The sequence below is a fragment of the Paenibacillus durus genome (assembly GCF_000756615.1).
In the GTDB taxonomy this organism is placed as follows: Bacteria; Bacillota; Bacilli; order Paenibacillales; family Paenibacillaceae; genus Paenibacillus_AQ; species Paenibacillus_AQ durus.
In genome coordinates, this window is sequence record NZ_CP009288.1 from 151239 (window position 1) to 165860 (window position 14622).

Consider the following 14622-nt stretch of genomic DNA (forward strand, 5'->3'; position numbering starts at 1 on the left):
TGGCCTGATATTTTTACGAGAAACGGATGCCTTCCTCTTCCAGAGGACGGCGAAGCCGTTTATTCTTATATTGAATTATATGAAGACGCTCAAAATCAAGATAAAGATGAGGCCAACGACAGACAAGAGTGTTTCCATAACTGTCCAGCTTTTCAAAGTCTGAACGACGGACATGCCGAAGAATTCCTTGATCATCCAGAAGCCGGCGTCATTAACATGTGAGAGGATGAGTGAGCCGGCGCCGGTCGCCAGAACGACAAGCTCGATAGGAGCGCCGGAGCTTACAGCAAGAACCGGGGCGACGATTCCGGCCGCCGTCGTCATCGCTACGGTTGCGGAGCCGGTAGCGACGCGGATCAACGCGGCCACAAGCCAACCGAAGAAGATCAGATTCACATGAGTCTGCGTTGCAAGCGAAGCGATGGCTCCGCCGACGCCGCTGTCGATCAGCACCTGCTTGAACGCTCCGCCGCCGCCGATAATCAGGATAATCGAAGCGGTTGGCGCGAGACATTCGCTTGTGAAGCGGGAGATATCCTCTTTCTTGAAGCCGCGGGCAAAGCCGAGGGAGAAGAAGGAGAAGACAGCCGAGATCAGCAGGGCAATGACTTCATGTCCGATGAATTTAGCGAATGGCGTAAATACGTGTACAGCTTCGGGATCAAGAATGTCGGCAATGGAGCCGATCAGCATCAGAATAACAGGCATCAGGATTGTCACGAGTGTAATTCCAAAGTTTGGAAGAGTCTTTACGCTTTTAGTGGCAAACTGTTCGGCCAACTCCGTTGGCGGCTGCACCTGAATGCGTTTACCGATAAATTTGCCGAACAGCGGTCCGGCGATCACAGCGGTGGGCAGGCCGACGATTAAGGCATACAGAATCGTTTTGCCCAAATTAGCGCCGTAAGCGTCAATGGCAATCATCGGCGCGGGATGCGGCGGCACAAGACCATGTACGGTGGACAGACCGGCGAGTACCGGAATTCCAATTTGCAGCAGAGACATTTTGGTTTTGCGGGCGACCATGAAGACGACTGGAATAAGCAGGATGAGACCAACTTCGAAGAATACGGGAATCCCAACGACAAAGCCGACGAGCATCATGGCCCAGTGAACCCTTTTTTCCCCGAACCGGTCCACGAGTGTTGTGGCGATGCGCTCGGCGCCGCCGGATTCGGCCATCATTTTCCCCAGCATGGTTCCTAGGCCGATGACGATGGCGATTGTGCCGAGGGTGCCGCCGAGACCGCCGGTAATTGATTTGATCAGCTTCTGATACTCCATACCGGCAAGCAGACCCAGAGCCAGCGCGGAAAGGAGCAGGGTGACGAACGGATTCCATTTGTATTTGGCAATCAGTGTAACCAGAAATACAATAACGAGCAGTGTCCATACCAGCAGCGTCGCATTATGGCTAAGCCCGAACAAACTGTTCATGATAATCCCCCTTTAAGTAGTGGATGCCAGGGAAGTGGAACGGCATCGGATATTTTCCATTTTTTGCTGTACAGCGTTTTCAACAAGCAGTTTTATTCATTGGTATACTTGTCGACAAGAAAAAGCGTACATTGGACAGAGTTCGGCAGATGATTTTTTAAGGTTATGGAAGAGCGTGCCCGAGCGTCAGCATTGAATCGGCAAAATAGTTCTGAACCACCTGGCGGATCGTTTCCGCATTCTGCGACCGCAGTCCTTCAACGATGCTTCGGTGTTTGTCTGCGACCCAATTCATTCTCTCCTCGCCTTCGGCGAAGCCCTGTTCGGTTGTCACCAGGATAACGGTCATAACAATCTGGCGGATGCTGTTCCATAAATGAAGAATCCGGGTATGACGGGCCTGAAGGACAATCGCCTCATGGAAAGAAAAATCCTGATAGGCAAACTCCACGTAGTCGTTATATTTGACGGCCAGCTTCATCCGGTCAATCGTCTGCTCAAGCTGCTGTATCAGCGCATCCTGAGGGCTTCCCGCAAGCCGCTGCTGGGCAAAGCTCTCGATAAGATAGCGTACGTCGTATAGCTCTTTTACATTCTCAAGATTCAAACCGACAATTACGGCGCCCATCCGTTCCAATCGGATCAATCCTTCGGCGGCCAGAGATTTAAGCGCTTCCCGGACTGGGGAACGGCTTGTTCCGAATTCCTCGGCGATCCGGTTCTCCGAGAGAACTTCTCCAGCTTTAAGTTGTTCATTTATAATTTGAAGCCTCAGACGGCAGGCGATAGACTCTCCAAGCGAGACACCCTGCAGCCAGGCGGTAGGATACTGCATTTCACACGACTCCTCTGCGGACGATTTTGCTGTATGCCAACATTCGTTATTTACGATAATAGCACACATGCGCATCCGGGTTCTATGTATGAAATGCAGGACTTGGGTCAGGCTTCAGCCTCAGGGAGAACGTTACTCCTCTTTTACAACGGCATGGCCGCCAAATTCATTGCGCAGAGCGGCGACTACTTTGCCGTGGAACGTATTCTCCTCAAGTGAACGATAGCGCATCAGCAGGGAAAGCGCGATTACCGGCGTGCTGGCCTCAAGGTCAAGCGCTGTCTGCACCGTCCATTTGCCCTCACCGGAGCTCTGCATGACTCCACGAATGCCGGAAAGCTTCGGATCTTTGGAAAAAGCGCTTTCGGTAAGCTCCATCAGCCAGCCCCGAATAACGGAACCGTTCGACCATACCCGGGCAACATCCTCATAGTTGAAATCGAAGGGGCTCTTCTCCAGAAGCTCAAAGCCTTCGGCAATCGCCTGCATCATACCGTATTCAATGCCATTATGGATCATTTTTAAAAAGTGGCCGCTGCCGCTTGGACCAGCGTACAAATATCCGTTCTCTACGGCAAGATCGCGGAACAGCGGTTCGATGGTGCCGAAAATCTCGGGATTGCCTCCGATCATAAAGCAGGCGCCATGGGCCGCGCCCTCGGTTCCGCCTGAAGTTCCCGCATCGAAGAAATGAATACCGGACTCGCCCAGCTTCTCAGCTCTGGCAATGGAATCCTTGTAATGAGAGTTGCCTCCTTCGATGACAATGTCGCCTTCATCCAGCAGACCGGAAAGAGTATTAATAAGGCTGTCGACCGGCGCTCCTGCGGGAACCATTACCCATAGGATGCGCGGGCGAGGAAGCTGTGCGGTAAGTTCGGCTATGCTGGGGGCCGCGATGGCTCCAAGCCCTTCAAGCTGGCGGACAGGCTCCGGATTGAGATCGCTTACAACAACCTCATGACCATGGTTCAACAAATTCAAAGTCAGATTGTAGCCCATCTTGCCGAGTCCTATCAGACCCAATTTCATCTCTAATCACCCCTTTAACCGGTTTCATTAATGCAAGTATACCTGTATACAACTTCTGTTTGTATCATACGCCCGAGGCAAAAATTTGTAAAGAGAAATTTGTAAGCGATTACTGATGCTCTTTTTTAAAGTAGGTAGGCCGATCGAAAAAAAGATATAATGGACTATAATAAGGGGACAATAGTCGATTTAAAGGCTTTAATTGACGAAAAATAACATGTCATGGTACGATATCAGAAATGCTTTACTTTACTACCACTTTACCATGGTAAAGGATCAGGAGCATCTTTTACGAAATATCTATTGTTTTGACTTTCTACTAACCGATGAGGTGAATTTCAATATGTCCAAACCGAAGGGCTTTGAGAAGCCCATTGGCTTTCGGGACTATCTCCCGCATGCCGTGAGCAAATTGCGCAAAATTGAGAATGATGTACTGAATTGCATGAATCAATGGGGCTATCGCCAGATTATGACACCCACGCTGGAATATTACGATACGGTTGGGGTTGCCAGTTCGACCTCGGACCAGAAGCTGTATAAGCTGCTGAATAACCGCGGCCAGGCGCTGGTGCTGCGTTCGGAGATGACGGCTCCGGTGGCGCGCGTTGTCTCTTCGCTGCTTAAGGACGAGCCGCTGCCGCTGCGGTTGTCCTACCATGCCAATGTATTTCGGGCGATTGAGGAGGAGGCCGGACGCGAGGCTGAATTTTACCAGACCGGTGTCGAGCTGGTGGGCGACGATTCTCCGGAAGCCGATGCGGAGGTTGTGGCTCTGGCCATTGCTTCACTGCAGGCGGCGGGAGTGGGAACGTTCAAGATTGCCATGGGCCATGTCGGTTTCCTGAACGGACTGTTCCAGGAGGTGGCTCCGGGGCTGCCGGAAGTGCAGGAGGAGCTTAAGAGCCATTTGCTGGGCCGCGATTATGTCGCTTTCCGTGATGCACTCGGCCGCCTAACTCTGACTGAAGAGCAGAAAGAAGAGATGGACGGGCTTCTGCGGCTGCGCGGCGGCAAGGAAATCTGCGGTCAAGCGCTGGAGCTTAGCCGGCATCCGCTCGCCCGCGCCTCGATTGAGCATCTGTGCAAGGTGTGGGAGGTGCTGGAGGCTTATGAAGTATCCCAGCATGTGCTGATCGATCTGACCATGGTCGGTGATTTCACCTATTATACGGGCATGACGTTCGAAGGCTATGCCGCCGAACTCGGGTTCCCGGTGTGCAGCGGCGGACGTTACGACAATCTGCTGCAGCAGTTCGGGCGATCGGTTCCTTCAACGGGCTTCTCGCTGAAGACGAACCGTATTCTCGACGGCGTTCGGGGAACGGAAGAAAGGCAAGAGCTGCCGACTCTCGTTCAATATGATGCGCTGCGGCGCAGGGAGGGACTTGAGGAGTCGATGCGGCTGCGGGCCAAAGGCCATGTGGTGGTAACGCGGCTGGTATCGGAGCCTGGAGATCTAACAACAGCCGATGCTAAGGCCGGAGCAGGTACGGAGGACGGCAAGCGGTATGGAGAGATTTACACCTTTGTTTCATTTGTCAAAGAGCGCAGCTAAAGACGAATCGTGCAAAGGCGTAACGGATATATAAAACAATAATTTACGAACTGAAAGGCGGACATAAGCAAATGGCGGAGATACTTAAAGTGGCTATGCCGAAGGGCCGCATTTATGACAAGGCGGCGGAGCTGTTCCGCGCTGCGGGACTGCCGATTCCTCCGGAGGGCGAGGCCTCGCGCAAGCTGGTCATTCCGCTGCCTGAGGCGGGAATGGAATTTATTTTGGCGAAGCCGGTGGATGTGCCCACCTACGTGGAGTACGGAGCGGCGGATATCGGCATCGTCGGCAAGGATGTTCTGCTGGAAGAGAACCGGGATGTGTACGAGCTGCTGGACCTTGGCATCGCCCGCTGCCGGATGTCGATCATCGGATTGCCAAACTGGGAGCCGGGTATTCACCAGCGCGTGGCGACGAAGTACCCGAATGTCGCTTCCCGGTATTTCCGGGAGCAAGGCCAGCAGGTGGAAGTCATCAAGCTGAACGGGTCTATAGAACTGGCGCCGCTGATCGGGCTGGCCGAACGGATCGTCGATATGGTGGAGACGGGACAGACCTTGCGCGAGAACGGACTGGTCGAACAGCAGAGCATCTTCGAGATTACGAGCCGGCTGGTGGCCAATCGGGTCAGCTACCGGATGAAAAATGCGGAAATCCAGCAGCTGTGCGACCGGCTGCAGAGCGTTATTGCCGAGCCGGCCCGGTAATTGCGTTAATGTTGCTGTTCCGGTGTACATCAGGGATACGATGACAGCCGGGCAGTCTGGTCACCATCTAATGCGCAATGAACGGCGGCTGTCAGCCGGCCGTTCCCTGGCAATTTTTTGAGAAGAAACGAAAGGCGTAAACGGGTGGCCCAAAGGAGGGCAATCCGGCGATATATAAGGAGGAAAACCAGTGAAGGTGCAATCCAGCAGGGATTTCAAGCTGCAGCGGGATGTCGATTATGGTACCCCTGAGCAAAATAAGGCCGTTAAGCAAATTGTGGCCGACATCAAGCAGGAGGGCGACGCCGCCCTTTTCCGCTATACGGAAAAATTCGACGGAGCCCGGCTCAGCCGTGACAATGTGCGTGTAACCCAGGAAGAGCTTCAGGCCGCTTACGGGCATGTTGAAGAATCCTTTGTCTCGGCGATCCGGGCCGCAGCGGACAACATCCGTGCCTTCCATGCCAGACAGAAGCGCAACTCCTGGATGGATCTGCAGCCCGACGGCACAATCCTCGGACAGATCATCCGGCCGCTGCAGCGTGTGGGCGTATATGTTCCCGGAGGCAAGGCATCCTATCCTTCTTCCGTACTGATGAACGTGATTCCCGCCCAGATTGCTGGCGTTCCGGAGATCGTTATGGTAACGCCGCCGGCAACAGGCGGGAAGGAGGGCATCGACCCTTATATTCTGGTCGCCGCCGCTGAGGCTGGCGTGAATGAAATCTATCGTGTCGGCGGCGCTCAGGCGGTCGCCGCGCTGGCCTTCGGCACGGAATCGATAGCTCCGGTCGATAAAATTTGCGGACCGGGCAATATTTACGTCGCGCTGGCCAAGCGCGAGGTGTACGGCGCCGTCGATATCGACAGCATCGCCGGTCCGAGCGAGATCGTCGTGCTGGCGGACGACACCGCCGAACCGGCTTATGTCGCCGCAGACCTCTTGTCGCAGGCGGAGCATGACGAGATGGCTTCGGCCATTCTCGTGACGCCTTCGCAGACGTTAGCCGAGGCGGTCGCCGCCGAGGTGGAGCGGCAGCTTCGGGAGCTGCCGCGTGAGGCAATTGCCCGGGCTTCCGTGGAAAATTACGGCGCTATTATCGTAGTCGAGACGCTGGAAGAAGGGATTTCCGTAGTCAATCGGCTTGCGCCGGAGCATCTGGAAATCGTGGCGCAGGACCCGATGGCGCTGACCGGGGCGGTTCGGAACGCCGGGGCGATTTTCCTCGGGCCTTACAGTTCGGAGCCGGTAGGAGATTATTTTGCCGGGCCGAATCATATTATTCCGACGAACGGCACGGCACGGTTCTCGTCGCCGGTAGATGTGGACGATTTCATTAAGAAATCGAGCCTGATTTATTACAGCAAAGAGGCGCTCTTACGCGACGGCAAGACGATCATTGAACTGGCTCGCCGCGAAGGACTGGAAGCTCATGCCAGAGCGGTGGAAATCAGGCTGGAGAACGAAGCGAAGGGTGGAGAAGCGGATGGAGAATAACGGGCAGCAAACCAGGCAGGCGGGTCTTTCCCGCAAAACGAATGAAACGGACATTAAGCTGTCGCTGACAGTGGATGGAAGCGGTCAAGCGGAGCTTGAGACCGATGTCCCTTTTCTGAACCATATGCTCGATCTGTTCACGAAGCACGGCCAGTTCGATCTGTCTGTTCAGGCGCGCGGCGATATCGAGATTGATGATCACCACACGGTAGAAGACATCGGCATCTGTCTCGGCCAGGCTCTGCGCGAAGCGCTCGGCGACAAGAAGGGCATCAAGCGCTATGCGAGCGTATTTGTGCCGATGGACGAAGCGCTGGCGCAGGTTATCATCGACATCAGCAACCGTCCGCATTTTGAATACCGCGCGGAGTATCCTTCACAGCAGGTCGGCAGCTTCTCCACGGAGATGGTGCATGAATTCCTGTGGAAATTTGCGCTGGAAGCGCGGCTGACCCTGCATGTCATCGTGCATTACGGCTTCAATACGCATCACATGATTGAGGCGGTATTTAAGGCGCTCGGGCGTGCACTGGACGAGGCGACAGCAATTGATCCCCGGGTGAAGGGCGTTCCATCCACGAAAGGAGTGCTGTAGCCTATGACCGTTGCTATCGTCGATTACGGGATCGGCAACCTGCACAGCGTCAGCAAGGCGATTGAGCGTTTGGGCCATGAGCCGCTTGTAACCGGGGAAGCCGGCGAGATTCTGGCTGCGGATCGCGTTATTCTGCCCGGCGTCGGCGCGTTTGGAGACGCGATGGATCATCTGCGGCAGAACGGACTGGACAAGGTTGTCAAAGAGGTTGCTGCTGCGGGACGGCAGCCGCTGCTTGGGATCTGCCTCGGCATGCAGCTTCTGTTCACCCGAGGCGAGGAATACGGCAGCCATGAGGGGCTAGATCTTCTGCCGGGAACAGTGGTGCGCTTCGAGCCGAGAGAAGGCTATAAAGTGCCCCATATGGGCTGGAACAAGCTGCAGTACCTTCAACCGGAGAATCCGCTGCTAAAGGCGCTGGAGGATGGACATGTCTATTTTGTTCACTCTTATCATGCGCTGGTCGAGCAGAAAAGCGATTTGCTGGCCGTGACGGATTACGGACACCCAGTTACGGCCATCGTCGGGCGGGGCAATGTATTCGGCATGCAGTTTCATCCTGAGAAGAGCGGGGAGCTGGGAAGGAAGCTGCTGGAGCAGTTTTTGAAGCTCGAAATCTAACCGGGCGTTATCCAATTAACAAATGATATGCGGGAGTCATCGGCATACCGCAAACATCATAAATGAACTTAGTAACGGGAAAGCGGGGAACGGCGAAATGTCTTCTTTTATCTTGTATCCGGCGATTGATATCCGGAACGGAAAATGCGTCAGGCTGCTGCAGGGCGACTATAATCAGGAAACGGTCTACGGCGACAGCCCGCTCGATATGGCCAAATCATGGGAAGAGCAGGGCGGAGAGTTCATTCATCTTGTCGACCTGGACGGCGCGAAAGCCGGGCATCCCGTCAATGTTGACATTATCGGATCCATCGCCGCTGGCGTGAACGTGCCGGTTCAGGTTGGCGGGGGGCTGCGCACGCTGGAGGATGTGGAGAAGCTGCTGGCGCTCGGCGTCAGCCGGGTCATCATCGGTACCGCTGCCATCAATGACCGTGAATTCACCGAAACCGTATTGGCAAAATACGGCGATAAAGTCGCGATCGGCATCGATGCACGGAACGGCTATGTCGCTACTCATGGCTGGCTGAACACGTCCGAGGTGCTGGCTACGGATTTGGCAAAGGAACTCGCATCCAAGGGTGCGGAAACGTTTATCTATACGGATATCTCCCGTGACGGAATGATGCAGGGCCCGAACGTGGAGGGCATTCTCGCCATGGCGCAGGCCAGTGGCAAGAGCGTCATCGCCTCCGGCGGGGTTACCGTCCAGGACGATCTGCTTCGCCTCAGTGCGCATAAGAACAGCGGTATCGGCGGCGCCATCGTTGGCAAGGCGCTGTATACCGGCAACATCAAGCTTGCCGAAGCTTTGGCGGCGCTGAAGTAATCTGGTCCGGAGGGCCAGACCCGCGGCACGCGAAGGTTTTAAGGTTTTGAAGGTTGTTTCGCAGGCGGAGCAGAGCCCGCCGCCCCGAAGGGGCGAAGACCGCGGTACGCGAAGGTTTAGGGTCTTAGCTGTTAGCAGGCGGAGCGGAGCCCGCCGCCCCGAAGGGGCCAGAGCCGCGGCACGCGAAGGTTTTAAGGTTTTGAAGGTTGTTTCGCAGGCGGAGCAGAGCCCGCCGCCCCGAAGGGGCCAGACCCGCGGCACGCGAAGGTTTTAAGGTTTTGAAGGTTGTTTCGCAGGCGGAGCAGAGCCCGCCACCCCGTAGGGGCCAGACCCGCGGCACGCGAAGGTTTAGGTTTTGAAGTTTTTGCCCTTAACAGCAGGAGCGCCGCAGTCCAAGCGGTCCCGCAGGGATAAGCGGTCGCAACACAAAAATAAACTAAGGAGCGCCTTCGCCCCTGACCCCGCCAAGCTTCCGGGTGTCCAGAGGGCGGAGCCCTTGGGGTCCCCCTTGGCTAAGGGGGATTTAGGGGGATCGAAAAAGGAGGTATAACCAATGCTGGCCAAACGCATCATACCCTGCCTGGACGTTAAGGACGGACGGGTAGTAAAAGGCGTTAACTTTGTAAACCTGCGGGATGCCGGCGATCCGGTGGAACTCGCGGCGATTTACGACCGGGAAGGCGCGGATGAGCTGGTGTTCCTGGATATTTCCGCATCGGTGGAAGGACGGGCGACCATGGTCGAGGTCGTCCGCAGAACGGCGGGCGAGATCTCCATCCCGTTCACGGTGGGAGGAGGCATATCGGCCCCCGAGCATATGAAGACGATCTTACGCGCCGGAGCCGACAAGATCGGCATTAACACTGCGGCCGTAAACAATCCTCAGCTCATTCTCGAAGGAGCGCGGCGGTTCGGTTCCCAGTGTATTGTAGTGGCGGTAGATGCCAAATATAATGAAAATTGGGGCGAGTGGGAAGTGTACACCCACGGAGGACGCAAGCCTTCCGGAATCAAGGCGCTGGAGTGGGTGAAACAGGCCGAGAAGCTGGGAGCGGGTGAGATTTTGCTCACCAGCATGGATGCCGACGGTACCAAGGACGGCTTTGATATAAAACTCACATCTGCTGTCAGTGATCTGGTGGATATTCCGGTGATCGCCTCGGGTGGAGCGGGAAAGATTGAGCATTTTTACGATGTGTTCACTGCGGGCAAGGCGGATGCCGGGCTTGCGGCGACCATTTTTCATTATAAGGAAATTGGGATCGGTGATTTGAAGGCCGACTTAAAACAAAAGGGTGTGGAGATCCGATGAACGAACAGCAAAATAAGGCGACATCTGAGCAGCAGGAAATTTTGGAAGGAATACGCTGGAATGAAACCGGGCTTCTTCCGGCTATCGTGCAGGACGACACCACCCTGGAAGTGCTTATGTTCGCGTACATGAACCCGGAATCGCTGAAGCTGTCTCTGGAGAGCGGACAGACCTGGTTCTGGAGCCGTTCACGGGGGGAGCTGTGGCATAAGGGCGGCACTTCGGGCAACACACAGGCGATTACCTCGATACACTACGATTGTGACAGCGACACACTGCTTGTGAAGGTTAAACCGGAAGGGCCGGCCTGCCATACAGGCAAGGTGTCATGCTTCTACCGCGAGCTTCCGCTCGGGAGCAAAGCTGGGGCAGCCAACCCGCAGACGGATGAATTACATAGCGGCGGCAGTCAGTCAACAGAGGCACGGTTTGCCGTGCTGGCCGAACTGGAGCGTGTTATCGCCGAGAGAGAGGCGGAGCGTCCGGAAGGAGCTTACACCACGTATCTGTTCGACAAGGGCGTTGACAAGATCCTGAAGAAGGTCGGCGAAGAAACGGCGGAAACGATTATTGCGGCCAAAAACAAGGATAATGCCGAGCTCCGGCTGGAAGTCAGCGATTTGATCTACCATCTGCTCGTCCTGTTGCAGGAGCGCAAGCTTCCGCTCGACGACATTATGGCAGAGCTCAGCGCGCGCCACGAGCGGCCCCGCCGCGATTAGTACAGAAGGGAGCCTCCCATGCATATCGATTATCATACCCATCACGAGCGCTGCGGACATGCCGTAGGCAAGCTCGAAGATTACGTTCGCCGGGGCATCGAACTCGGCCTTAAGCAGCTCGGCCTGTCGGATCATCTGCCGCTGGTTCATGTCGACCCGGCGCAGTATTATCCGGAGATGGCTATGCCGCTTGAGGAGCTTCCCCGCTATGTCGAGGAATGTCTGGCCCTGAAGGAGCGTTACCGGGGAGTCATTGATATCCGGGTAGGGCTTGAAGCCGATTATATCGAAGGCTATGAAGAGGAGATCCGCGAACTTCTCGCTCCTTACCCTTGGGATTACCTGATCGGCTCGGTGCATTTTCTGGGCGAGTGGGATATTACCGACTTCCGGCAGGTTCACGGCTGGGAAGGCCAAGATCCCCTTGCGGTCTACCGGCGTTATTATCAAGCCATAAGCAAGGCTGCATCTTCGGGGATATACGATATAATAGGGCATATGGATGTCATCAAAAGATTCGGCTATGGACCGGATACACCAGAAGGGCAGGCGGAAGTGAAGGAGCTTGAGCTGAGCGCGCTGCGGAGAATAGCGGATGCGGGAATCGCGATGGAACTGAACGCTTCCGGCCTGTTCAAGCCGTGTGCGGAGATGTTTCCGGCTCCGCATGTGCTGAAGCAAGCGCTTGAGCTGGGCATCCCGCTGACGCTGGGCTCGGACGCCCATGATCCGGCCAAGCTTGGTGAAGGCCTTGCGGAGGCTCGCAAGCTGCTGTGGGATACGGGATTCCGTGAACTCGCGGTGTTTGAAGGCCGCTGCCGGGAAATGGTCTCTTTTGAAGGATAATGAATGAATTAAGGAGGGCGCTATGCAGCACCATACATTGCGTATTTTTTCCGGGTCGTCCAATCCGAAGCTGGCTGCGGATATTGCCTCAAGGCTTGGCGCGGAGCTGGGGAAGATTAAGCTGACCCGCTTCAAGAGTGGCGAGATTTATGTGCATTACGAAGAAAGCATCCGGAATTGCGATGTCTTTTTGGTGCAATCTCTCTCCCATCCCATCAATGAGCTGTTTGTCGAGCTATTGGTAATGATAGACGCCGCGAAACGGGCGTCGGCGCGAACGGTCAATATTATCGTTCCGTACTACGGCTATGCCCGTCAAGAGCGCAAGTCCGCACCAAGAGAGCCAATCTCCGCCAAAATGGTTGCCGACGTGCTGACGACAGCCGGGGCTACGCGCGTACTGACCATTGATCTGCATGCGGCGGCGATCCAGGGCTTCTTCAACATTCCGGTGGATCACCTGACGGCGCTTGACCTGATCAGCGGCTATCTGAAGGCAAAGAACTTGTCCGATGTGGTGGTTGTTTCGCCTGATGCCGGGCGTGCTTCCACGGCCGAGAAGCTGGCAAGCAAGCTGGATTCGCCATTTGCCATTATGATCAAGAAGCGTCCGGCCCATAACGAATCGGTCATAACCCACGTCATTGGCGATGTGGAGGGACGGACTCCGGTCATTATCGAAGACCTGATCGATACGGGAACTACTATTGTCAATGTTGTCGAAGGACTGAAGGAGAGAGGGGCCAAGGACAGCATCGTCTGCGCCACGCATGGATTGTTCTCGGGTCCGGCGATCGAACGGCTGGATCACCCCGGAATTGAGGAAGTGGTGGTAACTGATTCCATCGAGCTGCCTGCCGACCATTCCGACTGCTTCACCGTTCTCTCGGTCGCTCCAATGCTGGCGAGGGCCATAAGTATTATTATCGAGGGCGGTTCTATAGACAAATTGTTTGGAGACGCGGGAATATAACATTCCCCGTCTTTTTTCATCTCTAGAATGAAATAAGATACGGTTTCAGGCTCCCGTTCAACTTGAAAACCTCTTTCGGTTTTATGGTATACTGTGTGAAGACAGCCGGGGCCGACCCTGGTAACGGCAAACGTGAAGTTTGGAGAACCGCTCGGGCAAAGCGAGTCTTCTGTTGGAAAGAGGGTTAGGGAGCTTACAAGGAGGTGCCAGCTTCCATGATAGAAAAGATTTCAGAGATTGATGACGGGACAGGAAACGTTATCCCCGTCGCTCTGAACGCTAACTTTTTCTTTGAAAGAGCCGTCCGTTCGCTGGATCGCTTTCAATATGAAAAAGCACTGAAAAATTTCCGCAAAGCGGCTGAATATGAACCGGAAAATCCGGTTAATCATTGCAATATGGCGGGTATACTGTCGGAGATGGGAGATTACGAGGCGTCTAACGCCATTCTGGCCCATGTACTGGAACAGGTGGACCCGTCAATGACGGAATGCCATTTTTATATGGCCAATAACTTTGCCAATATGGAAAGCTTCGAGGAAGCGGAGCGCTCGCTCGTGACATATCTTGAGGAGGATGCGAACGGGGAGTTCCTAGCGGAATCGGAGGAGCTGATGGAGCTGCTGCACTACGAGCTCGACCGTCCTGTTTCGCTGAACCGGATCCGCAGCCGGGAAGGGGCGGTAGAACATGACCGTGCCCGGGGCCTGCTGGAAGAAGGGAAATTTCCGGAGGCGGTTCGTCTCTTGGAACAGATCACTGAGGGAACTCCCGATTTTTTGGCGGCGCATAATAATCTGGCTTTGGCGCATTTTTATATGGGCCGGTTTGCCAAGGCGAAGGAATGTATTGCGCGGGTGCTGGAGAAGGAGCCAGGAAATTTGCATGCGCTCTGCAATCTGGCGATTTTCCTGCAATACGAAGGGGACCGGAGCGCGCTGGATGGGCTGCTGCGCACGTTGGAGGTCACCGTTCCATTCCACCGGGAGCATGTCTTCAAGCTTGCGACGACGATGGGCATTCTGGGACGGCACAGAGTTGCTTATGGTCATTTCCGCCGTCTGCTGAAAGACGAGGAGATCAGCGGTGACGCTGGGCTGTATCATTACTGTGCAGCCGCAGCCTGCAACAGCGGACTGCGGCTGGAGGCCGAGCGCTGCTGGCGGCAGGCCGCCAAGCTCGACCCGGAGTCGGAGGTGCCCCGGTTCTTCTTGAACCTGCTGCATCAGTCGACGGCGGAGGGTTCGGAACTGCCAGCCGTTAGCTATAACTATCAGCTCCCATTTCAGGAGCAGCTTAAGCTGTGGAAGGCCAATAAAGGCAGCTTTGTTGAGCAGGTTAGGGTAAATCCGCTGCTGCGCTCGTCCTTCTTCTGGGCGCTGCGGTACGGAGATGCCAGCTTGAAGCGGCAGGTCACCGAAGCGCTGACTTGGATCGGCGACGAAGAGATGGCCGGAGCCCTCAAGGAACTGCTTAACGAGCCGGTACAGGACGGAAAGCAGGAGGAATCCGGTCTTCTCCGCCTGCAGAAGCTTATTGGTATGGAGACGGACAAGGAACCGCGCCCCGAAGAAAAAGAAAGGCTTCCGCGCGGCTAGCAGTCCGGGTGCGGAGCCCCGGGATTGTCCCCTTTAGGCATAATAGGGATAACATGCTT

Annotated in this window: 14 protein-coding genes; 11 read left to right on the forward strand and 3 right to left on the reverse strand. The window is 55.3% G+C overall.

Features of this window, described 5'->3' with window-relative positions; all coding sequences use genetic code 11:
• Positions 1-75: 75 nt before the first annotated feature.
• The 3 genes from PDUR_RS00745 to gnd form a co-directional block, all read right to left on the reverse strand.
• Positions 76-1437 carry a GntT/GntP/DsdX family permease gene (locus PDUR_RS00745; RefSeq protein WP_042204645.1) on the reverse strand — a complete coding sequence of 454 codons (1362 nt, stop codon included), beginning with the start codon at positions 1435-1437 and terminating at the stop codon, positions 76-78.
• Between the two features lie 163 nt (positions 1438-1600).
• Complete coding sequence (locus PDUR_RS00750; protein WP_042204646.1) at positions 1601-2272, reverse strand: GntR family transcriptional regulator; 672 nt, start codon at positions 2270-2272, stop codon at positions 1601-1603.
• Positions 2273-2404: 132 nt separating this feature from the next.
• On the reverse strand, positions 2405-3304 hold the full coding sequence (gene gnd / locus PDUR_RS00755; RefSeq protein WP_042204647.1) for a phosphogluconate dehydrogenase (NAD(+)-dependent, decarboxylating): 900 nt from the start codon (positions 3302-3304) through the stop codon (positions 2405-2407).
• 343 nt (positions 3305-3647) lie between these two features.
• On the opposite strand from gnd, the gene PDUR_RS00760 reads away from it, so the two are divergent.
• The 11 genes from PDUR_RS00760 to PDUR_RS00815 all read left to right on the forward strand — a co-directional run bounded on the left by PDUR_RS00760 (position 3648) and on the right by PDUR_RS00815 (position 14563).
• A complete protein-coding gene (locus PDUR_RS00760) occupies positions 3648-4862 on the forward strand; it encodes an ATP phosphoribosyltransferase regulatory subunit (RefSeq protein WP_042204648.1) in 1215 nt (404 codons plus the stop codon).
• Positions 4863-4933: 71 nt separating this feature from the next.
• Positions 4934-5569 (forward strand): ATP phosphoribosyltransferase, encoded by a 636-nt coding sequence (gene hisG, locus PDUR_RS00765; protein ID WP_042204649.1) that lies wholly within the window; start codon positions 4934-4936, stop codon positions 5567-5569.
• A gap of 190 nt (positions 5570-5759) precedes the next feature.
• Positions 5760-7067, forward strand: a complete 1308-nt coding sequence (gene hisD, locus PDUR_RS00770) for a histidinol dehydrogenase (RefSeq protein ID WP_042204650.1) — start codon at positions 5760-5762, stop codon at positions 7065-7067.
• On the forward strand, positions 7057-7662 hold the full coding sequence (hisB, locus tag PDUR_RS00775; protein WP_025688676.1) for an imidazoleglycerol-phosphate dehydratase HisB: 606 nt from the start codon (positions 7057-7059) through the stop codon (positions 7660-7662). Before hisD ends, hisB begins: the two co-directional genes overlap by 11 nt.
• A gap of 3 nt (positions 7663-7665) precedes the next feature.
• The gene (gene hisH, locus PDUR_RS00780; RefSeq protein WP_042204651.1) at positions 7666-8283 is read left to right on the forward strand and encodes an imidazole glycerol phosphate synthase subunit HisH; all 618 of its coding nucleotides are present in this window, start codon (positions 7666-7668) and stop codon (positions 8281-8283) included.
• Between the two features lie 97 nt (positions 8284-8380).
• Complete coding sequence (hisA, locus tag PDUR_RS00785; RefSeq protein ID WP_042204652.1) at positions 8381-9112, forward strand: 1-(5-phosphoribosyl)-5-[(5-phosphoribosylamino)methylideneamino]imidazole-4-carboxamide isomerase; 732 nt, start codon at positions 8381-8383, stop codon at positions 9110-9112.
• Between the two features lie 580 nt (positions 9113-9692).
• Positions 9693-10424: an imidazole glycerol phosphate synthase subunit HisF gene (gene hisF / locus PDUR_RS00795; RefSeq protein WP_407944304.1), complete on the forward strand. Its 732-nt coding sequence runs from the start codon at positions 9693-9695 to the stop codon at positions 10422-10424.
• Positions 10421-11146, forward strand: coding sequence for a bifunctional phosphoribosyl-AMP cyclohydrolase/phosphoribosyl-ATP diphosphatase HisIE (gene hisIE, locus PDUR_RS00800; RefSeq protein WP_042204655.1), 726 nt, complete (start codon positions 10421-10423; stop codon positions 11144-11146). Before hisF ends, hisIE begins: the two co-directional genes overlap by 4 nt.
• An 18-nt stretch (positions 11147-11164) precedes the next feature.
• Positions 11165-11992, forward strand: a complete 828-nt coding sequence (hisJ, locus tag PDUR_RS00805; protein ID WP_042204656.1) for a histidinol-phosphatase HisJ — start codon at positions 11165-11167, stop codon at positions 11990-11992.
• 22 nt (positions 11993-12014) lie between these two features.
• A complete protein-coding gene (locus PDUR_RS00810; protein ID WP_042204657.1) occupies positions 12015-12965 on the forward strand; it encodes a ribose-phosphate diphosphokinase in 951 nt (316 codons plus the stop codon).
• 215 nt (positions 12966-13180) lie between these two features.
• Positions 13181-14563, forward strand: coding sequence for a tetratricopeptide repeat protein (locus PDUR_RS00815; protein ID WP_407944274.1), 1383 nt, complete (start codon positions 13181-13183; stop codon positions 14561-14563).
• The last annotated feature ends 59 nt before the right edge of the window (positions 14564-14622 follow it).

Bases quoted from the DNA above. Each gene is read 5' to 3' on its own strand.
- PDUR_RS00745 (WP_042204645.1), bottom strand. From the start codon at position 1,437: ATGAACAGTTTGTTCGGGCTTAGCCATAATGCGACGCTGCTGGTATGG.
- PDUR_RS00750 (WP_042204646.1), bottom strand. From the start codon at position 2,272: ATGCAGTATCCTACCGCCTGGCTGCAGGGTGTCTCGCTTGGAGAGTCT.
- gnd (WP_042204647.1), bottom strand. From the start codon at position 3,304: ATGAAATTGGGTCTGATAGGACTCGGCAAGATGGGCTACAATCTGACT.
- PDUR_RS00760 (WP_042204648.1), top strand. From the start codon at position 3,648: ATGTCCAAACCGAAGGGCTTTGAGAAGCCCATTGGCTTTCGGGACTAT.
- hisG (WP_042204649.1), top strand. From the start codon at position 4,934: ATGGCGGAGATACTTAAAGTGGCTATGCCGAAGGGCCGCATTTATGAC.
- hisB (WP_025688676.1), top strand. From the start codon at position 7,057: ATGGAGAATAACGGGCAGCAAACCAGGCAGGCGGGTCTTTCCCGCAAA.
- hisH (WP_042204651.1), top strand. From the start codon at position 7,666: ATGACCGTTGCTATCGTCGATTACGGGATCGGCAACCTGCACAGCGTC.
- hisA (WP_042204652.1), top strand. From the start codon at position 8,381: ATGTCTTCTTTTATCTTGTATCCGGCGATTGATATCCGGAACGGAAAA.
- hisIE (WP_042204655.1), top strand. From the start codon at position 10,421: ATGAACGAACAGCAAAATAAGGCGACATCTGAGCAGCAGGAAATTTTG.
- hisJ (WP_042204656.1), top strand. From the start codon at position 11,165: ATGCATATCGATTATCATACCCATCACGAGCGCTGCGGACATGCCGTA.
- PDUR_RS00810 (WP_042204657.1), top strand. From the start codon at position 12,015: ATGCAGCACCATACATTGCGTATTTTTTCCGGGTCGTCCAATCCGAAG.
- PDUR_RS00815 (WP_407944274.1), top strand. From the start codon at position 13,181: ATGATAGAAAAGATTTCAGAGATTGATGACGGGACAGGAAACGTTATC.